Annotated in this window: 26 protein-coding genes; 12 read left to right on the forward strand and 14 right to left on the reverse strand. The window is 70.9% G+C overall.

Annotated features, from left to right (window positions below; all coding sequences use genetic code 11):
• Positions 1 to 95 precede the first annotated feature (95 nt).
• Together B7C62_19260 and B7C62_19265 are read right to left on the reverse strand one after the other, a co-directional pair.
• A complete protein-coding gene (locus B7C62_19260) occupies positions 96 to 851 on the reverse strand; it encodes a DNA primase (protein ID ARF74141.1) in 756 nt (251 codons plus the stop codon).
• Positions 841 to 1,410 carry a hypothetical protein gene (locus B7C62_19265; protein ID ARF77263.1) on the reverse strand — a complete coding sequence of 190 codons (570 nt, stop codon included), beginning with the start codon at positions 1,408 to 1,410 and terminating at the stop codon, positions 841 to 843. The genes B7C62_19260 and B7C62_19265 overlap by 11 nt, the downstream gene beginning before the upstream one ends.
• A 767-nt stretch (positions 1,411 to 2,177) precedes the next feature.
• Here B7C62_19265 and B7C62_19270 point away from each other — a divergent pair.
• From B7C62_19270 to B7C62_19285, 4 genes are all read left to right on the forward strand, one after another.
• On the forward strand, positions 2,178 to 2,903 hold the full coding sequence (locus B7C62_19270; protein ARF74142.1) for an SAM-dependent methyltransferase: 726 nt from the start codon (positions 2,178 to 2,180) through the stop codon (positions 2,901 to 2,903).
• 196 nt (positions 2,904 to 3,099) lie between these two features.
• On the forward strand, positions 3,100 to 3,594 hold the full coding sequence (locus B7C62_19275) for a transcriptional regulator (GenBank protein ARF77264.1): 495 nt from the start codon (positions 3,100 to 3,102) through the stop codon (positions 3,592 to 3,594).
• A 34-nt stretch (positions 3,595 to 3,628) separates the two neighbouring features.
• Entirely contained in the window at positions 3,629 to 4,318 is a 690-nt protein-coding gene (locus B7C62_19280; protein ID ARF74143.1) for a hypothetical protein, read from the forward strand.
• Positions 4,319 to 4,463: 145 nt separating this feature from the next.
• A complete protein-coding gene (locus B7C62_19285) occupies positions 4,464 to 4,799 on the forward strand; it encodes a hypothetical protein (protein ID ARF74144.1) in 336 nt (111 codons plus the stop codon).
• Here the strand turns inward: B7C62_19285 and B7C62_19290 are convergent.
• The 3 genes from B7C62_19290 to B7C62_19300 all read right to left on the reverse strand — a co-directional run bounded on the left by B7C62_19290 (position 4,772) and on the right by B7C62_19300 (position 8,660).
• Positions 4,772 to 6,166 carry a phosphatase gene (locus B7C62_19290; protein ID ARF74145.1) on the reverse strand — a complete coding sequence of 465 codons (1,395 nt, stop codon included), beginning with the start codon at positions 6,164 to 6,166 and terminating at the stop codon, positions 4,772 to 4,774. The genes B7C62_19285 and B7C62_19290 overlap by 28 nt on opposite strands.
• 290 nt (positions 6,167 to 6,456) lie before the next feature.
• Positions 6,457 to 7,593, reverse strand: a complete 1,137-nt coding sequence (locus B7C62_19295) for a glycoside hydrolase (GenBank protein ARF74146.1) — start codon at positions 7,591 to 7,593, stop codon at positions 6,457 to 6,459.
• A 281-nt stretch (positions 7,594 to 7,874) separates the two neighbouring features.
• Entirely contained in the window at positions 7,875 to 8,660 is a 786-nt protein-coding gene (locus tag B7C62_19300; protein ID ARF74147.1) for an SAM-dependent methyltransferase, read from the reverse strand.
• A 305-nt stretch (positions 8,661 to 8,965) separates the two neighbouring features.
• Between B7C62_19300 and B7C62_19305 the strand changes: the two genes are divergently transcribed.
• From B7C62_19305 to B7C62_19315, 3 genes are all read left to right on the forward strand, one after another.
• Positions 8,966 to 10,357, forward strand: coding sequence for a D-inositol-3-phosphate glycosyltransferase (locus tag B7C62_19305; GenBank protein ID ARF74148.1), 1,392 nt, complete (start codon positions 8,966 to 8,968; stop codon positions 10,355 to 10,357).
• Between the two features lie 97 nt (positions 10,358 to 10,454).
• Positions 10,455 to 10,967, forward strand: a complete 513-nt coding sequence (locus B7C62_19310) for a YbjN domain-containing protein (protein ARF74149.1) — start codon at positions 10,455 to 10,457, stop codon at positions 10,965 to 10,967.
• A gap of 229 nt (positions 10,968 to 11,196) precedes the next feature.
• Positions 11,197 to 12,027: a hypothetical protein gene (locus tag B7C62_19315; GenBank protein ID ARF74150.1), complete on the forward strand. Its 831-nt coding sequence runs from the start codon at positions 11,197 to 11,199 to the stop codon at positions 12,025 to 12,027.
• A 46-nt stretch (positions 12,028 to 12,073) separates the two neighbouring features.
• On the opposite strand, the gene B7C62_19320 is transcribed toward B7C62_19315, so the two are convergent.
• From B7C62_19320 to B7C62_19330, 3 genes are read right to left on the reverse strand one after another with little or no spacing between them, the layout of a single operon-like run.
• The gene (locus tag B7C62_19320; protein ARF74151.1) at positions 12,074 to 12,316 is read right to left on the reverse strand and encodes a hypothetical protein; all 243 of its coding nucleotides are present in this window, start codon (positions 12,314 to 12,316) and stop codon (positions 12,074 to 12,076) included.
• Positions 12,313 to 12,561 carry a hypothetical protein gene (locus B7C62_19325; GenBank protein ID ARF74152.1) on the reverse strand — a complete coding sequence of 83 codons (249 nt, stop codon included), beginning with the start codon at positions 12,559 to 12,561 and terminating at the stop codon, positions 12,313 to 12,315. The genes B7C62_19320 and B7C62_19325 overlap by 4 nt, the downstream gene beginning before the upstream one ends.
• Positions 12,546 to 12,866: a hypothetical protein gene (locus tag B7C62_19330; GenBank protein ID ARF74153.1), complete on the reverse strand. Its 321-nt coding sequence runs from the start codon at positions 12,864 to 12,866 to the stop codon at positions 12,546 to 12,548. Before B7C62_19330 ends, B7C62_19325 begins: the two co-directional genes overlap by 16 nt.
• Positions 12,867 to 12,885: 19 nt before the next feature.
• Between B7C62_19330 and B7C62_19335 the strand changes: the two genes are divergently transcribed.
• Positions 12,886 to 13,248 carry a hypothetical protein gene (locus B7C62_19335; GenBank protein ID ARF74154.1) on the forward strand — a complete coding sequence of 121 codons (363 nt, stop codon included), beginning with the start codon at positions 12,886 to 12,888 and terminating at the stop codon, positions 13,246 to 13,248.
• A 5-nt stretch (positions 13,249 to 13,253) separates the two neighbouring features.
• Here the strand turns inward: B7C62_19335 and B7C62_19340 are convergent, their stop codons facing one another.
• The 3 genes from B7C62_19340 to B7C62_19350 form a co-directional block, all read right to left on the reverse strand.
• Positions 13,254 to 13,454 (reverse strand): hypothetical protein, encoded by a 201-nt coding sequence (locus B7C62_19340; protein ID ARF77265.1) that lies wholly within the window; start codon positions 13,452 to 13,454, stop codon positions 13,254 to 13,256.
• 94 nt (positions 13,455 to 13,548) lie between these two features.
• Positions 13,549 to 13,773, reverse strand: a complete 225-nt coding sequence (locus tag B7C62_19345) for a hypothetical protein (protein ARF77266.1) — start codon at positions 13,771 to 13,773, stop codon at positions 13,549 to 13,551.
• A 141-nt stretch (positions 13,774 to 13,914) separates the two neighbouring features.
• Positions 13,915 to 14,676 carry a phosphoglyceromutase gene (locus B7C62_19350; GenBank protein ARF74155.1) on the reverse strand — a complete coding sequence of 254 codons (762 nt, stop codon included), beginning with the start codon at positions 14,674 to 14,676 and terminating at the stop codon, positions 13,915 to 13,917.
• 237 nt (positions 14,677 to 14,913) lie between these two features.
• Here B7C62_19350 and B7C62_19355 point away from each other — a divergent pair, with 237 nt between their 5' ends.
• Entirely contained in the window at positions 14,914 to 16,263 is a 1,350-nt protein-coding gene (locus B7C62_19355; GenBank protein ARF74156.1) for an MFS transporter, read from the forward strand.
• Between the two features lie 529 nt (positions 16,264 to 16,792).
• Here B7C62_19355 and B7C62_19360 read toward each other — a convergent pair.
• Positions 16,793 to 17,470 (reverse strand): phosphate transport system regulatory protein PhoU, encoded by a 678-nt coding sequence (locus B7C62_19360; protein ID ARF74157.1) that lies wholly within the window; start codon positions 17,468 to 17,470, stop codon positions 16,793 to 16,795.
• 197 nt (positions 17,471 to 17,667) lie between these two features.
• On the opposite strand from B7C62_19360, the gene B7C62_19365 reads away from it, so the two are divergent.
• The gene (locus tag B7C62_19365) at positions 17,668 to 18,948 is read left to right on the forward strand and encodes a two-component sensor histidine kinase (GenBank protein ARF74158.1); all 1,281 of its coding nucleotides are present in this window, start codon (positions 17,668 to 17,670) and stop codon (positions 18,946 to 18,948) included.
• Complete coding sequence (locus tag B7C62_19370; GenBank protein ID ARF74159.1) at positions 18,945 to 19,625, forward strand: DNA-binding response regulator; 681 nt, start codon at positions 18,945 to 18,947, stop codon at positions 19,623 to 19,625. The genes B7C62_19365 and B7C62_19370 overlap by 4 nt, the downstream gene beginning before the upstream one ends.
• Before the next feature lie 351 nt (positions 19,626 to 19,976).
• Here the strand turns inward: B7C62_19370 and B7C62_19375 are convergent, their stop codons facing one another.
• The gene (locus tag B7C62_19375) at positions 19,977 to 20,660 is read right to left on the reverse strand and encodes a DUF461 domain-containing protein (protein ID ARF74160.1); all 684 of its coding nucleotides are present in this window, start codon (positions 20,658 to 20,660) and stop codon (positions 19,977 to 19,979) included.
• Between the two features lie 504 nt (positions 20,661 to 21,164).
• Entirely contained in the window at positions 21,165 to 21,452 is a 288-nt protein-coding gene (locus tag B7C62_19380; GenBank protein ARF74161.1) for a hypothetical protein, read from the reverse strand.
• On the opposite strand from B7C62_19380, the gene B7C62_19385 reads away from it, so the two are divergent.
• On the forward strand, positions 21,414 to 21,896 hold the full coding sequence (locus tag B7C62_19385; protein ARF74162.1) for a CarD family transcriptional regulator: 483 nt from the start codon (positions 21,414 to 21,416) through the stop codon (positions 21,894 to 21,896). The genes B7C62_19380 and B7C62_19385 overlap by 39 nt on opposite strands.
• Positions 21,897 to 21,988: the final 92 nt, after the last annotated feature.

The following is a 21,988-nucleotide window of genomic DNA, read 5'->3' on the forward strand; positions in this document are numbered from 1 at the left end:
GGAACGCGCCGCCCCCAGGAAGGCCCGCCCCCCAAGAAGGCCCGACCACAAGGTGCCTTGGGCAGTTCTCGCTGCCCGCCCCGCGATCAGCGCAGTCACGGCCTCCGGCGAATAGCCGGGTCCGGTCCGGATTGCCTGGGTACGGATGGGCCGTCGGCCGAACGGAGGGTCTCCCCCGCGACACGGGCACGGTCCCTCGCCTCCGGCGGCGGGGCGAGAGCGATTCCGGCGTTCGTGAGGATTCCCAGGTCCAGGGTCCAGGCGGTCTGTGAGCGCTGCTCCCACAGGGCGAAGGCGGAGCTGATGTGCAGGCGGGCCTGCGACTCGCTCATCCTGGTGACCCGCACCAGATGCGCGAGGGCCTGCCTCTCGACCCCGCGGACCTGCGCATAGCCGAAGTGCGTGACCGTGTGGCAGTCGGTGCAGAGGCAGATCAGCCGCTTGAGGGTCTGTACGCGTGCCGTGTCGTCGAAGACCCACCGCTCGTGGGCCTCCAGCCACCGCCCGGTCCCGCGGTCCTCACCGGCCCCGCAGATCTCGCACCGCTGCCCGGCCCGCCCGGTGATCATGCGGCGGAGGCGTTCCCAGTCCCTCGCGTCCACGCAGGAGCGGACGTTGGTGAACCAGCAGGTGCTGGGCACCAGGTCGACGAAGAGACCACTGCCGAGGCTCCGGTCCTCACCGGGAAGCAGGTCGGGGATGTCCGGGGCAGGCGCCCACCGCTGAAGCTCCGCGATCCCGCTGCGGGGCGCGTACCAGCGCTTGGCAGCAGGGTCCCAGCGTGCCCCGCCCTTCTTCGCCTCGTCCTTCTCGGCGAAGGGAACGTCCAACCAGATCCGTTCACCTGCCATGGGGCACCCTTCTGTTCATTTCCGGGATTCTGGTGGCGGGATCGACCCGAATGAGCGGATCATCCTGGAGAGCCTTCAGCGAGAGCGTGACCTGCCCGGTCCGGGTCTCGGTGATGATCACCTCGGCGGAGATCCGCTGACCTGCTTCGACCACCTCGGACGGGTGGCTGAACCAGCCCCAGGCCAGGTCCGGCACCCGGATGAAGCCGGTGCGGAGGCCGTCCGGTTCGCCGTCGACGTGAACGAAGACCCCGAAGTCGTGAACCTTCGCGACCGTCCCGGAAACGACCTGCCCCACTTCCAGCGCGAGGAGGAAGGACCGCAGGGCCGGAATCTCGCACGCCCTGGCGGAGAGGTGAAGCTGACCCTCGCCCCAACGCCAGACCTCTTCGGCGCTGATCTCCTGGCCGACCTCGAACAGCTCGGACGGATGGTCCGTCCGACGCATCGACGCTTCCTCCTGAGGAATCCGGGCGATCTCGGCTTCCCCGCCCTCGGCGTCCACGAGCCGTACCAGGACGTCCGCTCCGTCGAACCCGATGACTCTGCCCGTTCTCACGGCCCCCGGCAGGAGCTGGTCGATCAAGGACTGCATACGGGGGTCGCGGGTCGGATCGGACACGGGGTGAGCCTAGCCCGTACAGGCTGCACTGGTCCCCGACTTCCGTGACCGGGGTCCCACCGGGCGCGAGAGTTGTCCGTTCCCGAGAGATCTGAATCGATGAGGTGCCCCTGAACTGCGCCTTGTCATTTCAGCTGGGACCCTCGGGAGCGTGGAGGGCCCAGTGGATCTGAACAGCGGCGAGCCTGTTCGGGCGTGAGGTGGGGCCGTCCCAGTAGGTCTGTCCGGCCGAAGGGCTCTGGCATGGGGCTTCTCAGTTCCACTGGGAATCATCTCGTAGGGCGTTGTGGTTCTCCGGCGTCATCACCAGCATCAGTGATCTCCCCGATGCGTCGGTCCAGCGGAAGAGGGCGTCGTTGGAGAAGGTGTGGGACTCACGCTTCTCGCGGAGAGAGGGGACATTGAGCCGGCGCTCGGCTTCTGCGTAGACAGCGTCGATCGTGCGTCGGTGCTGGCTGAGGTTCACCCATTGGCGAGGCGCCCGTCGTGCTCGCCAAGCAGGGTCGGCCACCATGCCGAGCATGGTGACGAACTCCGGGTAGGTGGCGATGAACTCCCTCTCGTGGGAACGAGAAGAAGGAATGGGGCCAAATCCCCCATCCGAGTGATCGGCCGAAGATCTCTGACGGCAAGAAGGCCAACACCGCTGGCATGCGGCGAAATTGAGTAGGCGTCCGAGCTCAGCGGCCCCTACGTTCGGCCGCATGACAGACGAATGCTTTGGACATCCACGGCTCGCCGCGATCTACGACCCACTCGACCCCGATCGCAGCGATCTCGACGCGTACGTCCAGATGACGGAAGAGTTCGGGGCACGTCAAGTGCTGGACATCGGCTGTGGAACAGGCGTGTTCGCGCTTCTACTGGCTGAACGCGGGATCGAAGTCGTGGGTGTCGATCCCGCTCAAGCGTCCATCGACGTGGCCCGAGCCAAACCGGGCAGCGAGCAAGTGCACTGGATCTGTGGCGATGCCGTGGCACTCCCGCCGATGCAGGTCGACCTGGCAACCATGACGGCGAACGCCGCCCAGGAAATCCTGGTTCCGCAGGCATGGCGCGAGACCCTGCGTGGCGCGTACGAAGCATTACGGCCTGGCGGCCGTCTGGTGTTCGAGACCCGGGACCCAGCCAAACGCGCCTGGGAGGAGTGGAACCGCGAAGCCTCATATCGCGTAACGGAGATCCCGGATGTCGGCCCAGTCGAAAGCTGGGTCCAAGTGATCGAGGTGAGCGAGCCGCTGGTGACGTTCCGCTGGACCTATGTGTTCGCTGCCGACGGGGAGGTAATGACGTCGGACTCCACCCTGCGCTTCCGCGAGCGGCAGGAGGTCGAGACGGAGCTGATCGCGCAGGGGTACGTGGTGGAGGACGTATGCGACGCGCCCGACAGGCCGGGCAAGGAGTTCGTCTTCGTCGCGCGACGTCCGTAGCTCAGCCCCCGAGAGACCTCGCCGCGCAGATTGATTGGGACTCGATCACTTCGCCGAGCAGATCCAGCGGGAAACCTCACAAGCACTGGGAACGGACAAGAGTGATCGCGGAGAGTCACAGCAGTCACACGTGGCGCGCGACACTTTTGCAAGCACGTGCTTGCAAAAGTTAGCGCAGGTGTTGCAGTATCGAGTCATGGCATCACTCAACGTCGGCAATCTCGGTGAGTACCTCCGCGAGCAGCGCAATGCCGCGCAGCTCTCGCTGCGGCAGCTCGCCGATGCCGCCGGGGTGTCGAATCCGTATCTCAGCCAGATCGAGCGCGGCCTGCGCAAGCCCAGTGCGGACGTGTTGCAGCAGGTGGCCAAGGCGCTGCGGATCTCGGCCGAGACCCTCTACGTCCGGGCGGGAATCCTCGACGAGCGGGAGCGGGAGGAGCTCGAGACGCGGGCGGTCATTCTGGCCGATCCGTCGATCAACGAGCGGCAGAAGAACGTCCTTCTGCAGATTTACGACTCCTTCCGCCGCGAGAACGGGTTCGTCCCCGAGACGGACAAGGCGGATGGTACGGACGGGGCTGACAGGACGCCCAGGACGGATGAGACGCCCGAGGCGGGCAAGACGCCCACGGCGGCGGACGAGACGCCCAAGACGGCGGATGCCAGGAAAGACGACAACCCTCACAGCTAGCAGCTGGTTCTGATGATCCGGGAGGACCACAGTCATGGCCATCACCGATGACCTGCGCAAGACCCTCACCGACCGCACCCCCCTCTACTTCGCCGCAGGCACCGCCGACCTGGCCGTGCAGCAGGCGCGTAAGGTCCCGGCGCTGATCGAGCAGCTGCGGGCCGAGGCGCCCGAGCGGTTCGAGGCCGTACGCAACACGGACCCCAGGGCCGTGCAGGAGAAGGTGACCACGCAGGCCAAGGAGGCCCAGGCCACCGTGCAGGCGAAGGTCACCGAGGTGTTCGGCTCGTTCGACGCCGCCGACCTGAAGAAACTCGGCGAGAGCGCCCAGGACCTGGCGCTGCGCAGCGTGGGCATCGCCGCCGAGTACGCGGTGCGGGCCCGGGAGACGTACGAGAAGGTCGCCGAGCACGGCGAGCAGACCGTACGGACCTGGCGCGGCGAGACGGCCGACGAGATCGTCGAGATCGCCGCCGTCATCGAGGCCGAGCCGAAGGCCGCGCCCGCGTCGAAGCCCGCGCCCACGGCCACGGCGACGACGAAGGCCACGACCAAGAGCGAGCCGAAGGCCGCCGCCGTGAAGCCTGCTGCCGTGAAGCCCGTGCCCGCTGAGGCCAAGGCCGCCGCGCCCGCTGAAGCCGAGGCCAAGGTCGCGCCCGCCAAGAAGGCTCCCGCTCCGCGGAAGCCCGCGGCCAAGAAGACCCCGCCGCCCGCCGGCAAGTGACCCGGACCCCGCCGTATCCGTACGGCGGGCCCGAAGAGTGACCGGGGCGCGGGGCGGGCACCTTTACCGGTGGCCGGTTCGTTGTCCCGGTACCTTGGCCTTCTCGGCCGCAGGGCGCTCATCCACTCACTAGGCGGTTCACACCATGTTGCTCTCCGCATTCGGCTCACTCCTCCAGCTGCTCTACCTGGGCATGCTGGTGCTGGCCGTGGTCGCCTTCGTCTTCGCGGCGACCGCCCGGGAGGACGCCTACCGTGCCGCCGACAAGAAGAACAAGTCCTTCTGGCTGATCATCCTCGGCGTCGCCATCGCCGTGAACCTGCTGATCCCCTTCCTCTTCCTCCAGCTCGCGGGCGTGGTCGCGTCGATCGTGTTCATGGTCGACGTACGGCCCGCGCTCAAGGAGGTCTCGGGCGGCGGTGGCCGCCGGGGCGGCTCCAGCAGTGACGGGCCCTACGGGCCGTACAACGGCGGGCGCTGAGCGGCAGAAGAAGCGGAAGCAGAAGCAGCGGCGGAAGGTGCGGGGCCGGGGCGCGGGGCGCTCCGGCCCCGCCGCCGTATCCGCTCCGGGTCGCGGCCCAGCAGCAGCACCGCCACGTCGTCCGTCAGCTCGCCGCCGTTGAGCTCCCGCACCTCGGCGACCGCCGCCTCCAGCAGCTCCTCGCCCGCCAGCCCCTGTTCCAGTCGGCTGTTGACCATCGCGACCATGCCGTCCTGGCCGAGCCGCTGACTGCTGCCCGGCCCGACGCGGCCCTCGATCAGCCCGTCCGTGTACATCATCAGGCTCCACTCCCCGCCCAGCTCGACCTGGCGGCGCGGCCACCGTGCGCGCGGCAGCAGCCCGAGCGCCGGGCCGCCGTCCTCGTACGGGAGCAGCCGGGCCGGGCGGCCGTGGCGGGCCAGCAGGGGTGCGGGGTGGCCCGCCAGGCAGAGCCCGGCGCGGCGGCCGTCGGGCGCGATGTCGACCGTGCAGAGCGTCGCGAAGATCTCCTCGCTCTGCCGTTCGTGCTCCAGCACCTGCTGGAGCGTGGAGAGCAGCTGGTCGCCGCAGAGCCCGGCCAGGGTCAGCGCCCGCCAGGCGATCCGCAGCTCGACCCCGAGCGCCGCCTCGTCCGGGCCATGCCCGCAGACGTCGCCGATCATCGCGTGGACCGTGCCGTCCGGGGTGCGCACGGTGTCGTAGAAGTCGCCGCCGAGCAGGGCGCGGCTGCGGCCCGGCCGGTAGCGGGCGGCGAAGCTCAGGTCGGAGCCCTCCAGCAGCGGGGTCGGCAGGAGGCCGCGTTCCAGGCGGGCGTTCTCCTGGGCGCGCAGCCCGGACTCCGTCAGCTGGTGCTGGGCGATGTCGGCGCGCTTCCGCTCGACGGCGTACCGGATGGCGCGGCTCAGCACCCGCGCGTCCAGCTCGCCGCGGAAGAGGTAGTCCTGTGCCCCGACCCGTACCGCCTCGGCCGCCAGCTCCGTGTCGTCCTGCGCGGTGAGCACGAGGACCGCGTGGAGCGGGGCGATGCGCAGGACGTGGGTGAGGACCGCCAGCTCCTCGGCCCGCTGCGGGGCGGGCTCCGGGCGGTGGTCCCCGCCGCCGGACGGGGAGGGGGCGCCCGTGCCCGCGGCCGGTACGGGCAGCGCGAGGTCCAGCAGGATGCAGTCGACGTCGTCGGTGAGCAGCCGGTCCGCCTCGGTGAGATTCCGGGCGGTACGGATACGGACCCGGGTTCCGGCCGCTGCCGAGAGTTCGGGACCCGTGATGCTGCCCGCCGGGTCGTCCTCGATCACCAGCACGGTGAGGTCGGCGCCATGGTGGGGCTCCGCAGCGGGAACGTCACGTTGCTGCGGTACGGGTACGGGCATCGGTTCGGGTTTCCTTCCCTCCCCCCGAGGGCGCGGCGGGACGACGATCGACGCCCTGCCAGTCGGGGACGATAGCGGTCCGCGCCCGGGGAACGGAATGGCACAGAGGGACCGGCCCCCGTCATATGCGCCGTCATAAGCCGCGTCCCGGCACGGATCAGGCGGGATGGGGCGCCGAGGGGGCGGGGGAGAGGCCATGACAAACATCACCCGCGTACGCCCGCGCCCGTACCCGCCGCGTGGCGCCGCTCACGTACGTCCGGTGGCCCTTCCCTCCGGGGGAGGAGGGCCTACTTGTCGGGCCGGACCACGCCGAGGATCTTCATCGAGCCCGCGCCCGCCAGGGTGACGTTGCGGCCGGGGCGCGGGGAGTGGACGATCGAGCCGTCGCCGACGTACATCCCGACGTGGCTGGCGTCGGCGTGGTAGATGATCAGGTCGCCGGGGCGCATGTCCTGGATGTCGATGCGCGGGAGCAGCCGCCACTGCTCCTGCGAGGTGCGCGGGATCGGGCGCCCCGCCGCCGCCCATGCCTTCGACGTCAGCCCCGAGCAGTCGTACGAACCGGGGCCGGTGGCCCCCCACACATACGGCTTGCCTATCTGCGCGGTCGCGAAGGCCACGGCGGCTCTGCCTGCCGGGGTCGCCCCGCCGCCGACGTTCTCGATGCCCTGGGCGGGCTGGGGCCGGGTGGCGAGCCAGGCGGACTGGGCCCGGCTCGCGGCCTCCCGCTCCAGCTGGCGGAGCCGGGCGCGCTCCTTCTTCTCCAGCTGCGATTCCAGCTTCTCCGCCGCGGCTATCTGCGCGTTGATCTTCTTCTTGGCCTTGGCCTGCTTGACCCGGTTCGTCTCCAGCTTCTGCCAGTGGGAGCTGGCGTCCTGGGTGTACGTCTCCAGGTCCTCCTGGGTCCGCTTCAGCTCGGCCAGGACCGTCTTGTTCGCCTGCTGGCTCTGCCGGACCTTGTTGATGCCGTCGAGGAAGAGCTGCGGGTCGTCGCTGAGGACCAGCTGCGCGCCGGGCGGCAGGCCGCCGTTGCGGTATTGCTCGCGCGCCTGGGCGCCGGCCCGGTCCTTCAGCTCGGCGATACGGGCCTGGCCGTCGACGATCGCCTTGGCCAGCTTCACGATCTCGCCGGACTGCTTCTTGGTCTGCTCCTGGGCGAGGTTGTACGCGTCCGTCGCCGCCCCGGCCTTCCGGTAGAGCGTCTCGATCTGCTCGCGGACCTTCTCCAGCTTCTGGTCCGACGCGGAGAGGGGCAGCGGCGAGGAGGGCGGCAGCGGGTACGCGGGAGACAGCGGGGCCGAGGCGCCGGGAGCGGTCGGCGGCACGTCCGGGAGCGGCGCGGCCATCGCCTGGACCGGGACGGTCAGCAGCCCCAGCGCACAGACCAGCGTGATGGCGGCAGCGGCACAGCGGCGTCGGTTCACGAGCTCCCCCTCCGGGCTGGTCCCCGGGCCGGTCTCCGGGTCGAAGCGCCAGATAGCGTACGACTGACTTACCGTCAGTAACATGCGGGCGACGTCGCGATCGTGCCACGTCGTCCCGTAAAGCAACAGAGGTACGCGGCACCTGACGCGTCACATGACGGACCCGCCGGGCCACTTGCCCCGCCCTCTCCCCACCCCGCAGGACGAACGGCGCACCTGCGGCGTTCCCCCGAAGAGCATACTTTCGCCCGAACGAGAGGCTCCGCTCGGTAGGTGTCTGCTCAGGGGCTGTTGGGCCGCAGGGCGTCCCACCCGACGGTGACCTCGCCCTGCCGCCACCGCCGTACGCCGTCCGCCACCGGCCAGTCGCCCGCCACCGCCCGCACCGCCGCGATCCACCGCTGCCGGGCGCCGAGCGACGCGTACGGGGAGGCCGCCGCCCAGGCCCGGTCGAAGTCGCGCAGGAAGGCGTGGACCGGCTCGCCCGGAACGTTGCGGTGGATCAGCGCCTTCGGCAGCCGCTCCGCGAGGTCGGAGGGGCGCTCCAGCGAACCGAGCCGGGTCGCGAAGGTCACCGTCCGCGGCCCCTCCGGCCCCAGCGCCACCCACACGTGCCGCCGCCCGATCTCGTCGCAGGTCCCCTCCACCAGGAGCCCGTCGGGGGCGAGCCGGGAACGGAGCCGCGCCCAGACCTCCGCGACCTGGTCCTCGTCGTACTGGCGCAGCACGTTCGCCGCCCGGATGAGCGTGGGCCGCACCGCCAGCGGGATCTCGAAGCCGCCGTGGACGAAGGTGAGCCCCTCGCGCTCGTACGGCTTCGCCGCCGCGACCCGCTCCGGGTCGATCTCGATGCCCGCCACGGCGGTGCGGGGCTCGGCGGTCCGCAGCCGGGCCAGCAGCTCGACGGCGGTCCAGGGGGCGGCCCCGTACCCGAGGTCGACGGCCACGGGGGTGTCGGCGCGGCGCAAGGCTGGGCCGTGCGCGGCGGCGATCCAGCGGTCCATGCGGCGCAGCCGGTTCGGGTTGGTGGTCCCGCGGGTGGCGGTGCCGATGGGGCGCTGACGCATGCGGTGAGCGTATGCGACGGGGGAGGAGCGGGTACGCGGGTGCCCACGGGCGGAAGTCGGACGGCAGCAGACAGGAAGCAAGGCGGCAAGCGGACCGGAAGCAGGACGGCGGCAGGCAGGAAGCCGGACGGCAAGCGGACCGGGGCCCGGGGCGCCCCCGTGCGCCCGCCTTCGTGCCTCCCCCGCGCCCCCGCCTCCGTAATGATTTGGCAAAGCGGAAATGAAAGGCGGGATTCCGCTGTTCTCGCCCTTCGGAGGGCCCCGCGCCCTTCCCCGGCATGCCCTGAGTGAGGAGGACCGACGACGTGAGCCAGTACGTCTCCCGGCTCGGCTCCGCCCGGACCGGCCCGCGCCTCAGGTTCCCCGGCGGCTTCGCCGGAGCCCCCCGCAAGCCGCGGCGCATCGCGATGCTCTCCGTGCACACCTCCCCGCTGCACCAGCCCGGCACGGGCGACGCGGGCGGGATGAACGTCTACATCGTCGAGCTCGCCAAGCGCCTCGCCGCGATCGACATCGAGGTCGAGATCTTCACCCGGGCCACCACCGGATCGCTGCCCCCCGAGGTCGAGCTGGCTCCCGGCGTCCTGGTCCGGCACGTCGACGCCGGGCCGTACGAGGGGCTCGCCAAGGAGGACCTGCCCGCCCAGCTCTGCGCCTTCACCCACGGCGTGATGCAGGTCTGGGCCGGTCGCCGCCCCGGCTACTACGACCTCGTGCACTCCCACTACTGGCTCTCCGGCCAGGTCGGCTGGCTCGCCGCCCAGCGCTGGGGCGTCCCGCTCGTGCACGCCATGCACACCATGGCCAAGGTCAAGAACGCCGCGCTCGCCGAGGGCGACACCCCCGAACCGGCCGCCCGGGTCATCGGCGAGACCCAGATCGTGAACGCCTCCGACCGGCTGATCGCCAACACCGCCGAGGAGGCCGACGAGCTGGTCCGCTTCTACGACGCCGACCCGGCGACCGTCGCCGTCGTCCACCCGGGCGTCAACCTGGACCGCTTCCGCCCCTTCCCCAAGGACTCCGACACGCTCCGTCCGGGGGAGGCCCGATCCGCCCGCGCCGCCGCCCGGGCCCGGCTCGGCCTGCCGCAGGACGCGCTGATCCCCCTCTTCGCGGGCCGCATCCAGCCGCTGAAGGCCCCGGACGTGCTGCTGCGCGCGGTGGCGGTGCTGCTGGACCGGGACCCGTCCCTGCGCTCCCGGATCGTGGTGCCGGTGGTCGGCGGGCCCAGCGGCAGCGGGCTGGCCAAGCCCGAGGGGCTCCAGAAGCTGGCCGCGCGCCTGGGCATCGCCGACGTCGTACGGTTCCACCCGCCGGTGGGCCAGGACCGGCTGGCGGACTGGTTCCGGGCCGCGTCGGTGCTGGTCATGCCGTCGTACAGCGAGTCCTTCGGCCTGGTCGCCATCGAGGCCCAGGCGGCCGGTACGCCGGTGGTCGCGGCGGCGGTGGGCGGGCTGCCGGTGGCGGTGCGGGACGGGGTCAGCGGCTTCCTCATACCCGGGCACGAGCCGGAGGCGTACGCCCGCGCGCTGGAGCGGTTCGCGGACGCGCCGGAGCTGGTCGAGCGGATGGGCGCGGCGGCGGCGGCGCACGCGCAGTCCTTCGGCTGGGACACGGCGGCCTCGGGGACGGCCGACGTGTACACGGCCGCGCTGACCGACCACCGCCGCCGCGCGCTCACGCACCACGGCTGAGCCACGTCCGTACGTACGCACCGTCCGTACGCACCCTGTGCACCACGGCTGCTGAGCCCCTCCTGCCCGCCCGCCCCCGCTGACGTACGCTCGCTGCATGGCTGACGTACCCGAGGAAACAGCAGCGGCCCAGGTCATCGAGGCGACGCTGAACGATGCCGGGCTCGCCTGGGAGAGTCCCGCGCCCGGCAACTACGTCGTGACGCTGCCGGGCACGCGCAAGCTCTCGACGACCTGTTCGCTGATCGTCGGCAAGCACTCCCTCTCCCTCAACGCCTTCGTCGTCCGCCACCCGGACGAGAACGACGCCGAGGTCCACCGCTGGCTCCTGGAGCGCAACCTCCGCCTCTTCGGGGTGAGTTACGCGATCGACTCCCTCGGCGACATCTACCTGGTCGGCAAGCTGCCGCTCTCCGTGGTCACCCCCGAGGAGCTGGACCGGCTGCTCGGCACGGTCCTGGAGGCGGCCGACGACTCGTTCAACACCCTCCTCGAACTGGGCTTCGCGAGCTCGATCCGCAAGGAGTACGCGTGGCGGGTGTCGCGCGGCGAGTCCACGCGCAACCTCGACGCGTTCAGCCACCTGATCGAGCGCTCGCCCGGCGGCTGACCGGCAGGGCCAAGGAGCGGGCGGGCGGCGGGGGTTGTACGGCGGCTCCGCACAGTGCGTTCACAGGGTGATCACAGCCGAATCACGATCCGCCGAGAGGGCTCGCCGGGAAGAACATCGCTCAGAGGTTCGATCGTAAGGTGAGGATCACTGCGACGGCCCGTCCCAGACGGCCTCGGAGTGCCGCACGGGGGGAGGGGCGGTTGCTCCCGAACCGGAGAGAAGAACCATGCGCGCCACTGCCGTACGCCGTACCGCCCTCGCCGCCTGCGCGGTGTCCCTGACCCTGCTCGTCACCGCCTGCGGCGGCTCGTCCGACACCGGCGCGGGGGCCGGGAAGAACGACAAGGCCGGTGCCGCCGACGCGAGCAGCCAGGCCCCGAAGGGCGATGCCGGGGCCGAGGCCGGTGGCAAGGCCCTCAGCGCCGCCGAGTTGGAGACCGCGTCGCTCAAGCAGGGTGACGTCGAGGGCCACAAGGTCACCAAGGCGGGCCCGGACGACGAGGTTCCGGCGGACGGCCTGAAGACCGACAAGGAAGCCTGCGTGCCGGTCGTCCACGCCATGTTCGGTGTGGCGGCGGACGGTTCGAAGGCCACCGCCAAGCGCAAGGTGGTCACCGAGCCGGTGAAGGGCGCCAAGAAGCCGGTCGAGGACATGTCGGAGGAAGGGGTCGAGGACGCCATGAAAGCGGCCTTCGACCTGACGTCCACCCTCGTTGCGCTGAACACGTACGACGGGGCGGCGGGCCCGGACGCGTACGCCGCCGTGAAGAAGGCCGCGGCGGAGTGCGCGGGCGGCTTCACCGTCACGATCGCGGGCGACCGGCAGAAGATCGTCTCGGTCACCGAGGAGAAGATCACCGGCGGCGACGAGGCGGCGGCCTGGACGGTCGTCCAGGAGCAGGACGGGGCGAAGTTCGCGTACAAGCTGGTGGCGCTCCGCAAGGCAAGCACCGTGGCGACGTTCTTCTCCTTCAACCTGACGGCGGGTGCGGACGGCGGTGCCAAGTTCACCCTGCCGACGGAGGTCGTGGCGGCGCAGGCGAAGAAGCTCGGCTGACGGGCCCGACGCTCCGGCGTACGCCCCCTGCCCCGGCACTTCGGTGTCAGGGCAGGGGAACGAGCCGTACGACGGTGACGGTCAGCACGGACCGGGAGACGTAGTAGAGGACGATGGCCCCGGAGACGGTCGCCTCGCGCCGGTCCCGCTCGCTCTTGACGGCGGTCGAGGCGTGGCCGTACGGCTCCCTGCCCAGGGTGCGGGCCATCGCGTCCCGGAAGACCTGGCCGTCACGCATCTTGGCCAGGGTGTCATCGGCGGGCGGCGCGTAGGAGATACGGAAGCTCAAGCGACGCTCCGCCTCTCGGCCTCGTCCTGGGCCAGCCGGTCCAGGATCTGTTCGGCCTCCGGATCGGGAACGGCCTCCAGCATCCAGTGCCGCATGACGGCCTGGATCTCGTGGACCCCGGCCTCGTTGATGGCGAGGTCGAACTCCTCGCGTCTCTCCTCGGGCAGCGCGGCCCGGATGTCCGGGATGCTGTTGGGCACCTCGACCTCGGTACCGCCGACGAAGGTCTTCAGAGACTCGCCCATGATCGCTCTCCCCGATCTCCTTGCCCTTGGTGCCGCCACCTCTGGCCGCTGATCCCGGTGCTGCCGGGCTTGCTTGGGGCCACCGTAGTGCGTGGGACCCCCAGTTCGGCCCCTGCCCGCACGACCGGTGTACGACAGAAACGTGTTCGGACCGTGCGGTGGTGGGTTTCAGGCCGGGCGGAACGGTGCAGGTGCGGGCTCGGGCTCGGGTGCAGGCTCGGGCCGGGGTACGGGCTCGGGCCGGGCGAAGGGGAAGACGGGAGCGGGTGCGGGGTGGGGAGCCGGAAGCGGAGCGGGGAACTCACCGGTCCGGAGGCCGAGGCGGTGGAGCGCTACCGGGAGCTGCGGCGGCGCGGCCGTCCGAGCCCGCCGGCCCTGGACGGGCCGAGGATTCGGGCGAAGGTCGACCAGGGCTGGCAGGGGGCGCGCTTCCGCGCCTTCTTCCTCGGAGCGGGCATTCTGCTCTGTGCCGGGGGCGGGCTGATGATCGCGGCAGCCGTGGTGCTCACGGACCGGGGCGAATCCGTCCACGCCTCGCTCGGCGTCCGGGGCGCCGTCGTGGCGGGCTTCGGCGTCCTGGTCCTGATCGGCCATCCGGTCAAGGTCCTGCTGGCCCGGCGACGGTGGAAGCGCCTGCTCGCCACGGAGGGCGAGGGCAAGGGCAAGGACGGGAACGAGGAGAGCTGACGGTGTCAGGCGTCGAGGCCGGCGGCCTCGGTGGCGCGGCGCAGACGCTGCTGCCTGACCCGGTGGAGGAGCATGTTCACCGCGAAGTACGCAGCGGTCGCTCCGGCTGTCACCCGGACCCAGAGCAGGGACACGGAGCTTGCCGCCGTCCAGGTACCGGCGACGATGACGATCCAGTCGAAGGCCGTGGGCTTCTCATGGAACATCTGCCACTTGGCCACGGCGCGTCCCCCCAGTCATATGATCCGCGCCATTGTTCCATGAGGGCCGGAGCCCGGGAGGCCCGGGAAACCAGGAAGGTCAGGCGGGCCGAGGCACGATGCTCACGGCGCGGTAGCCGTACCCGTCCTGCCGGAAGCCCGGCGCCTCCCAGGTGAGATCGACCCGCTGCCCGGCCGTCAACGTACGGAAGCCGCTCGACTGGATGGCGGAGTAGTGGCCGAAGCAACCCCCCGGGGTCGCGGCGGAGTCGAGCACACCCCACCCCTCCTCGTCGTCCCACTCACGAACCGTCGCAGTCACCATGTCGGCCATGCCCGAACCGTACGGGCTCGCCTGCGGCGGAATCGAACAGTTTTCCGCCGCGTGAGCCCCCGGCACGAACAAGCCCCCCACCAGCGGGCGAACCGCAGGTGAGGGGCTTCTTCGGATGCGCCGGTGGTGCGGCTACTTCTTCTTGCCCTGGTTCTTCACGGCCTCGATGGCCGCCTTCGCCGCGTCCGGGTCGAGGTACGTGCCGCCCGGGTTCAGCGGCTTGAAGTCGGCGTCGAGCTCGTAGGAGAGCGGGATGCCGGTCGGGATGTTGAGGCCCGAGATGTCCTCGTCGGAGATGCCGTCCAGGTGCTTCACCAGGCCCCGGAGGCTGTTGCCGTGGGCCGCCACCAGGACCGTGCGGCCGGTGAGGAGGTCCGGGACGATGCTGTCGAACCAGTACGGGAGCATCCGGACGACGACGTCCTTCAGGCACTCCGTGTCCGGGCGCAGCTCCGGCGGGAGGTCCGCGTAGCGCGCGTCGTCGAACTGGCTGTACTCGTCGTCGCGGGCCAGCGGCGGCGGCGGGGTGTCGTACGAGCGGCGCCAGAGCATGAACTGCTCCTCGCCGAACTCGGCGAGCGTCTGGGCCTTGTCCTTGCCCTGGAGGGCGCCGTAGTGGCGCTCGTTCAGACGCCAGGAGCGGCGGACCGGAATCCAGAGGCGGTCGGCGGACTCCAGGGCCAGCTGCGCGGTGCGGATCGCGCGGCGCTGGAGGGAGGTGTGCAGGACATCGGGGAGCAGACCGGCGTCCTTGAGCAGCTCACCGCCCCGGACTGCCTCCTTCTCGCCCTTCTCGGTGAGGTTGACGTCCACCCAACCGGTGAACAGGTTCTTCGCGTTCCATTCGCTCTCGCCGTGGCGGAGGAGGATCAGCTTGTACGGTGCGTCGGCCATGAGTCCGAGCGTAATCGAACCCGCGCGCCCCCCGCGCGACCGCCCGCAACGCGGACAGGGCCGGGGCCGGGACACCCCCGGCGGTCGGACGATTGACGGTCGGCGTCAATCCGGTGGCGGGCGGGGAAGCGGGGTTCGTAACGTTCGGAAGGTCGTCACGTTTCGGAAGGCCGCCGGGAGCGCTGCCCGAGGCGAACGTTCCGTCGTCCGTTCCGTACGTCCCGTGGGGGGAACCGCATGTCCGTCGCCGGTCTCAGAACAGCCGTCCGCGAGACCGTCTCCGGGCTGCCCCGGGAGTTCTGGTGGCTCTGGCTGAGCACACTGGTCAACCGGCTCGGGGGCTTCGTCGCCACCTTCATGGCCCTGTACCTGACCCTGGAGCGGGGCTACTCCGCCTCGTACGCCGGTCTCGTCGTCGCCCTCCACGGGCTCGGCGGGGTCGTCTCCTCGCTCGGCGCCGGAGTGATGACCGACCGGCTCGGGCGGCGGCCCACCATGCTGATCGCGCAGCTGTCGATGGCCGTCTCCGTGGCGGTGCTCGGGTTCATGGAGCACCCCGTCGCCATCGCCGCCGTCGCGCTCTTCGTCGGTATGGCGAGCAACGCCTCGCGCCCCGCCGTCCAGGCGATGATGGCGGACATCGTGCCCCCCAAGGACCGGGTGCGGGCCTTCTCGCTCAACTACTGGGCCATCAACCTCGGGTTCGCCGTCTCCGCCGCCGGGGCCGGGTTCATCGCCGAGTACAGCTATCTGGCCGGCTTCCTCGTCGAGGCCGTGATGGTCCTCGCGTGCGCCGTCGTCGTCTTCCTGAAGGTGCCGGAGTCGCGGCCGGAGCAGGCGCCCGTGAAGCGTGTCGGCGGCAAGCGGGGCAAGGACGAGGTGCGGCTCACCACCGTCCTGCGCGACGGGCGCTTCATGGGGGTCGTGGGGCTGTCGTTCCTGGTGGCACTGATCTTCCAGCAGGGGTACGTGGGGCTGCCGGTGGCGATGGGGGCGGACGGGTTCTCCAGCTCCGACTTCGGCACCGCCCTCGCCGTCAACGGCGTGCTGATCGTGGCCCTCCAGATCCCCGTCACCCGTTTCATCCAGCACCGCGACCCGCGTCGGCTGCTGATCATCTCCTCGCTGGTCGCCGGGTACGGCTTCGGGCTGACCGCCTTCGCCGGGTCCGTCGCCGTGTACGCCCTGACGGTGTGCGTCTGGACCCTCGCCGAGATCGTCAACGCGCCCACCCAGACGGGCCTGGTCGTCCAGCTGTCACCGGCTCAGGGCCGGGGCCGCTACCAGGGCGTGTACACGATGTCCTGGTCCGTCGCCGCCCTCGTCGCGCCCCTCATGTCCGGTTTCGTGATCGACCGTTACGGCGCCGCCTGGCTCTGGGGCGCCTGCGCGGTGATCGGTACGGTCGCCGGGCTCGGCTACTGGCTGCTCATGCGCGACCTGCCCCGCGAGGAGGTCCTCGGCGAGGAGCCCGTGATCGAGCCCGCCCCCGTACCCGCCCAGGCCCGGCCGGACCAGGCCGAGCCCGACCCGGCGGCCGCCATGGAGCGCGCGGCCGACCCCGGCCCCGTGAGGACGACCCCGTAAGCCCCCAGGGACCACAAGGCCGTAAGCCCCCGCGCACCACGACGGCGCCCGCCCGGAGAACGAAACCGGGCGGGCGCCGTCCGCGTGTGCCGGCCATACCGGGCTCCGGTCAGCCGCAGCAGCCGCCGCACTGGCACGGGGCCCCGGACTGGCAGCCGCACCCGCAGCCCGAGCCGCAGCCGCAGGCGCCGAGCACGGTCAGGTGCACCACTTCGGTCGGGGTCTCCTGCTGGGGTTCGGTCATGGGGGAATCGGCCATGGTCCCTCCTCAGGGGCGTACGGCTGGGCGGCGGACGCCGGTGCGCCGCCGCCGGGGACGTACGGACACGGCACGTACCGCGTACGGCCATGGCGCCGCCCCCGCCCCATTGCATGCCCAGCCCGACCGGCGCATCAACGGCGCATGCATGCAGGAACGCATGTGCGACCGGCGTGCGCCGGGAGCGTACGCCCCAGGGACGTACGAAGCGCGCACGTACGTCGTACGCACCGCGTACGTACGACGTACGGCGGCCGGGACGCGTAACGGCTACGCGCCCTCCACCGGCGTCGCCGCCTGGATCTCGTCCGCGTGCTCACCCGTCACCAAGTAGACGACGCGCTTCGCCACCGACACCGCGTGGTCCGCGAAACGCTCGTAGTAGCGGCCCAGCAGCGTCACGTCGACGGCCGTCTCGATGCCGTGCTTCCAGCGGTCGTCCATCAGGTGCTGGAAGAGTGTGCGGTGCAGCAGGTCCATCTCGTCGTCGTCCTGCTCCAGCTGGAGCGCCAGGTCGACGTCCTTGGTGATGATGACCTCGGCGGCCTTGGCCATCAGCCGCTGGGCGAGCTGGCCCATCTCCAGGATCGTGGCGTGCAGGTCGTTGGGGACCGCCGACTGCGGGAAGCGCAGCCGGGCCAGCTTCGCCACGTGCTGGGCGAGGTCGCCGGAGCGCTCCAGGTCGGCGCTCATCCGCAGCGAGGTCACCACGATCCGCAGATCGGTCGCCACGGGCTGCTGACGGGCGAGGAGGGCGATCGCGCGCGCCTCCAGGTCGTGCTGGAGGTCGTCCACCTTCTGGTCGCCGGCGATCACGCTCTCCGCGAGCTTCAGGTCGGCGTCGAGCATGGACGTGGTCGCCCGGCCGATCGCCGAACCGACCAGCCGGGCCATCTCGACCAGGCCCTCTCCGATCGAGTCGAGTTCCTCGTGGTAAGCGTCGCGCATGGAAGTCCCTCTCCAGTTCCAACTGAGGCCGGGGTCTCGGACCGACCCCCACGGTGCCACGGTGGGGGTGCAACGCGTCCGTATCCGGCCCCCTAAGTGAACCGGCACCTACCCCTCGGTGAACTCTGGGCGACGAGTGTTCGAGATGGCACTCGGACGGCTGGGAGAGTGTCTCCGCACCCGCATAACCTTGAAGCATGGACGTGAACGCGGCGGTCGCCGCAGCTGCGGCGATCGCCGGTCTCTGTACCGGTGTGATCGCCATGCTGGCGTTCCGCTGGAGCGAGCGCGACCTGAAACGGCCCACGCGTACGTCGCTGCGGCCGGACAGCAACGCCGCCCTGCCGCCCGGAGTGGACACCGTCCTCTCCGTGCTCAGCTCCTCCGCCGTCGTGCTCGACGAGAGCGACAGCGTGGTCAAGGCCAGCTCCGCCGCGTATGCGCTGGGCCTGGTCAGGGGCGGTCGCCTCGCCGTCGAGCCGATGCTCAACATGGCCCGCGACACCCGGCGGGACGGCGAGATACGGCAGGTCGAGCTGGACCTCCCCCGGCGCGGCACCGGCCGGGGAGACGCCCTCGCGGTCTCCGCCCGGGTCGCCCCGCTGGGCTCGCGGCTGGTGCTGCTGCTGGTCGAGGACCTCACCGAGGCCCGCCGGATAGAGGCGGTGCGGCGTGACTTCGTCGCCAACGTGAGCCATGAGCTCAAGACCCCCACGGGAGCGCTCTCACTGCTCTCCGAAGCGGTCATGGACGCCTCCGACGACCCGGAGGCGGTCGAACGGTTCGCCGGGCGGATGCAGATCGAGGCGACCCGGCTCACCAACCTCGTCCAGGAGCTCATCGACCTCTCCCGGGTGCAGAACGACGACCCCCTGGAGGACGCCGAGCCGGTCAAGGTGGAGGTGCTCGTCGCCGAGGCGATCGACCGCTGCCGCCAGCAGGCCGGCTCCAAGCAGATCACCATGGCCTCCGGCGGCACCGAGGGCCTCACGGTCTGGGGCAACCGGGGCCAGCTCGTCGGCGCGCTCGGCAACCTCGTCGAGAACGCCGTCAACTACAGTCCCGCCCGCACCCGGGTCGGTATCGCGGCGCGCCGCACCGCCGGACCGGGCGGGGACCTGATCGAGATCGCCGTGACCGACCAGGGCATCGGCATCTCCGAAAAGGACCGCGAACGGGTCTTCGAGCGGTTCTACCGCGTCGACCCCGCCCGCTCACGGGCCACCGGTGGCACCGGTCTCGGCCTCGCCATCGTCAAACACGTGGCCGCCTCGCACGGCGGGGAGGTCACCGTCTGGAGCTCCGAAGGACAGGGCTCCACCTTCACCCTCCGGCTGCCCGAATCGGGCGTCGCGAGGGAGCGCACCACCGGCGGACCGCTTATCGTCAACGGCGTCAACGGCGTCACCGACGACGACAGAGCACCGTTCGGGACCGACTCCTATGACCCCTTCCCCGCCCCGGAGGCTCTTCCGTGACCCGAGTGCTTGTCGTCGAGGATGAGGAATCCTTCAGCGACGCCCTGTCCTACATGCTGCGCAAGGAAGGTTTCGAGGTCGCCATCGCGGCGACCGGCCCCGACGGCCTGGACGAGTTCGAGCGCAACGGCGCCGACCTGGTCCTGCTCGACCTGATGCTGCCCGGCCTGCCCGGCACCGAGGTGTGCCGCCAGCTCCGCAGCCGCTCCAACGTTCCGGTGATCATGGTCACCGCCAAGGACAGCGAGATCGACAAGGTCGTCGGGCTCGAAATAGGAGCCGACGACTACGTCACCAAGCCGTTCTCCTCGCGGGAGCTCGTCGCCCGCATCCGTGCCGTCCTGCGCCGCCGGGGCGAGCCGGAGGAGGTCACCCCGGCCGCCCTGGAGGCGGGTCCCGTCCGCATGGACGTGGACCGGCACGTGGTCACGGTCTCCGGCGGCAAGGTCGACCTCCCGCTCAAGGAGTTCGACCTCCTGGAGATGCTCCTGCGCAACGCGGGCCGCGTGCTGACCCGGATGCAGCTCATCGACCGGGTCTGGGGCGCGGACTACGTGGGCGACACCAAGACCCTCGACGTCCACGTCAAGCGCCTGCGCGCCAAGATCGAGCCCGACCCGGGCGCGCCGCGCTACCTCGTCACGGTGCGGGGCCTGGGGTACAAGTTCGAGCCGTAGACCGCGGGGCCGCGGACGGCATGCGAAGGGGCGCTTCCCGGCCGGGAAGCGCCCCTTCGCACGAGCGACCGCCGCTGAGCGTCTGCGCGGTACGGAGGCAGCCGCGCGTTGTGCCGTCGTGCCGCCGTGCGTACGTGCACGGGTGCCTCGGCGGCCTCTGGGCGTACGCGGGCGCGCGGCCTCTGGGCGTACGCGGGTGTTTGCGGCCCTTGTACGTACGCGGGTGGCGTCAGCCGGTCGTGCTACGGGCGCGAGGCGTGTCGGCCGACCGTGTTACGGGCCGCGAGGCGTGTCGGCCGGTCGGTCCGTACGCGGGGCGTACCAGCCCGTCGCGTACGGACGCGGGTGGCGTCAGCCGGTCGTTCCGGCCGTTCCGGTCTCCGGGGCGCCCTCGGTGCCCCCCTGCTGCTCCGTACCGGCCGCCGGGGACTCCTCGGTGCCCGGGGTCGCCGGGGCCTCCGGGGTCGCGGAGCCGCCCGGGGTGGGCGTGTCGCTCGGCTTCGGCGCGGGGGCCTCGGGCAGGGTGCCGGGGCCGAAGTCCTTGTAGTAGCCGGTCGCCGGGACGACGGTCGCGCCGAGGCCGACGTCGCCGGTCCGGCTCAGCTTGAAGACGACCTGCTGGATGTTGCCGTCCTGCGCGGCCTCGCGGCCCTTCTCGATCACGGCGGTGGCGTTGCCCTTGCCGCCGAGGACGATCTGGCCGCCGGCCGGGATCTCGATCGGGCCCTTGCCCCGCGCGGCCTGGAGCTTCACCTGGGCGTCGGTGCCGGGCAGCGTGATGCTCTCCAGGACCTCAGCCTCGGTGCCGTCGTTGAACAGCGTCGCGGAGACCACGGAGGGCCCCTCGTCCTCGGGCTCGGCCTGCGTGATCACGTTCACGTTCTGGACCTTGACGGTGCCCACCGAGGTGGCCGCGTTGTCCGGCCTGACCTGGAGGCTCTCCGCGTTGTTGCCCGCCGCGCAGGCGGACAGGGAGACGATCGAGAACGCGATGGCAGTGGCGGCGAGAGCGCCGTGTCGAAGGCTGCGGCTCACGGCGGCGGCAACTCCTTGAACGATCGGACTGCGGACTTCGGACGTCGGGCGTTGGGCTGGGCGCCCCGCGGACGGCCGGGAAGGGGTCACGTAAAGCCGTCCTAAGGGTGTGTCAGCGGCCTTAGGCTACCGAGCCGCCACTCCCGGCCCGCACCCGACCCGCCCTTGGGCCCTCCGGCTCCTCCCGGGGTGCCCGGTCCGGGCGCCTCGCCCGGGCGCCTCGCGGTGGGCTCCGGCATCGGCCCGGGCGGGAGCGGCGGGCGGGGCGGGGTGCCGGTTCCCTGGCCGGTCCAGCGGCCGATTCGACATGCGCCGTTCACATAATCGCCGTGATCTCGCGGTGATCCCGTGGCGATCCGCGCGGTGATCCGCAGTGATCAATTCCTCCGGCCGCCGCGGATTAACCCGCGAAAGGCGTCGTGAGGGGCGTGTCTTGATCAATTTCATCGGCCACCGCACTTACCTCCGTACGGGTGATCGAGAGGCGAACGGCGTACGTAAAGTTCACCATGTGGAACCCGACAAAACGGGACTTTCGCCCTCTTCTGTGGGGCTTCCGGGCCGTGTGACGTGAGTGTTTCCCGCCCGTCGCGCAGCCGCTCCGACCTGCGAATACCGCCTTCCGGAAGCCTTCCGCAGCACGTTCGTGTCGCTGTTGTCAAGCCCTGAGATATGCCCTGACCTGCGAAAACGCCATTCAGGAGAGCGGATTCTCGTGTTACTCTGGATAGCCACGGAAGGGGTACCTGTCACATGACGTTCAAGGTTGGCGACACCGTGGTCTATCCCCATCACGGGGCCGCGCTGATCGAGGCTATCGAAACTCGCCAGATCAAAGGCGTGGACAAGACCTACTTGGTGCTCAAGGTCGCCCAGGGCGACTTGACGGTTCGTGTGCCGGCGGACAATGCGGAGTTCGTGGGCGTGCGCGACGTGGTCGGGCAGGACGGGCTGGACCGGGTCTTCGAGGTGCTGCGTGCGCCGTATGCAGAAGAGCCGACGAACTGGTCCCGGCGTTACAAGGCAAATCTGGAGAAGCTCGCCTCGGGCGATGTCATCAAGGTCGCCGAAGTCGTGCGTGACCTGTGGCGTCGTGAGCGCGAGCGCGGTCTCTCCGCCGGAGAGAAGCGCATGCTCGCCAAGGCCCGCCAGATCCTGGTGAGCGAGCTCGCTCTCGCGGAGAACACGAACGAGGACAAGGCCGAGGCCCTGCTCGATGAGGTCCTCGCGTCCTGAACCGGATCGCACCGGTCGTAAGAATGTGCCGCGGTGCCCGCTGACCAGCCGTATGACGGTGTGTCGTCGGGCGCTGCGGCATGTCCGCGTCC

This window comes from Kitasatospora albolonga (genome assembly GCA_002082585.1).
GTDB lineage: Bacteria > Actinomycetota > Actinomycetes > Streptomycetales > Streptomycetaceae > Streptomyces > Streptomyces stephensoniae.

Excerpts from the sequence above, each read along its gene's own strand:
- B7C62_19260 (ARF74141.1), bottom strand. The coding sequence starts at position 851 with ATGGCAGGTGAACGGATCTGGTTGGACGTTCCCTTCGCCGAGAAGGAC.
- B7C62_19270 (ARF74142.1), top strand. The coding sequence starts at position 2,178 with ATGACAGACGAATGCTTTGGACATCCACGGCTCGCCGCGATCTACGAC.
- B7C62_19275 (ARF77264.1), top strand. The coding sequence starts at position 3,100 with ATGGCATCACTCAACGTCGGCAATCTCGGTGAGTACCTCCGCGAGCAG.
- B7C62_19280 (ARF74143.1), top strand. The coding sequence starts at position 3,629 with ATGGCCATCACCGATGACCTGCGCAAGACCCTCACCGACCGCACCCCC.
- B7C62_19285 (ARF74144.1), top strand. The coding sequence starts at position 4,464 with ATGTTGCTCTCCGCATTCGGCTCACTCCTCCAGCTGCTCTACCTGGGC.
- B7C62_19290 (ARF74145.1), bottom strand. The coding sequence starts at position 6,166 with ATGCCCGTACCCGTACCGCAGCAACGTGACGTTCCCGCTGCGGAGCCC.
- B7C62_19300 (ARF74147.1), bottom strand. The coding sequence starts at position 8,660 with ATGCGTCAGCGCCCCATCGGCACCGCCACCCGCGGGACCACCAACCCG.
- B7C62_19310 (ARF74149.1), top strand. The coding sequence starts at position 10,455 with ATGGCTGACGTACCCGAGGAAACAGCAGCGGCCCAGGTCATCGAGGCG.
- B7C62_19315 (ARF74150.1), top strand. The coding sequence starts at position 11,197 with ATGCGCGCCACTGCCGTACGCCGTACCGCCCTCGCCGCCTGCGCGGTG.
- B7C62_19325 (ARF74152.1), bottom strand. The coding sequence starts at position 12,561 with ATGGGCGAGTCTCTGAAGACCTTCGTCGGCGGTACCGAGGTCGAGGTG.
- B7C62_19340 (ARF77265.1), bottom strand. The coding sequence starts at position 13,454 with ATGTTCCATGAGAAGCCCACGGCCTTCGACTGGATCGTCATCGTCGCC.
- B7C62_19345 (ARF77266.1), bottom strand. The coding sequence starts at position 13,773 with ATGGTGACTGCGACGGTTCGTGAGTGGGACGACGAGGAGGGGTGGGGT.
- B7C62_19350 (ARF74155.1), bottom strand. The coding sequence starts at position 14,676 with ATGGCCGACGCACCGTACAAGCTGATCCTCCTCCGCCACGGCGAGAGC.
- B7C62_19355 (ARF74156.1), top strand. The coding sequence starts at position 14,914 with ATGTCCGTCGCCGGTCTCAGAACAGCCGTCCGCGAGACCGTCTCCGGG.
- B7C62_19360 (ARF74157.1), bottom strand. The coding sequence starts at position 17,470 with ATGCGCGACGCTTACCACGAGGAACTCGACTCGATCGGAGAGGGCCTG.
- B7C62_19365 (ARF74158.1), top strand. The coding sequence starts at position 17,668 with ATGGACGTGAACGCGGCGGTCGCCGCAGCTGCGGCGATCGCCGGTCTC.
- B7C62_19385 (ARF74162.1), top strand. The coding sequence starts at position 21,414 with ATGACGTTCAAGGTTGGCGACACCGTGGTCTATCCCCATCACGGGGCC.
- B7C62_19380 (ARF74161.1), bottom strand. The coding sequence starts at position 21,452 with ATGGGGATAGACCACGGTGTCGCCAACCTTGAACGTCATGTGACAGGT.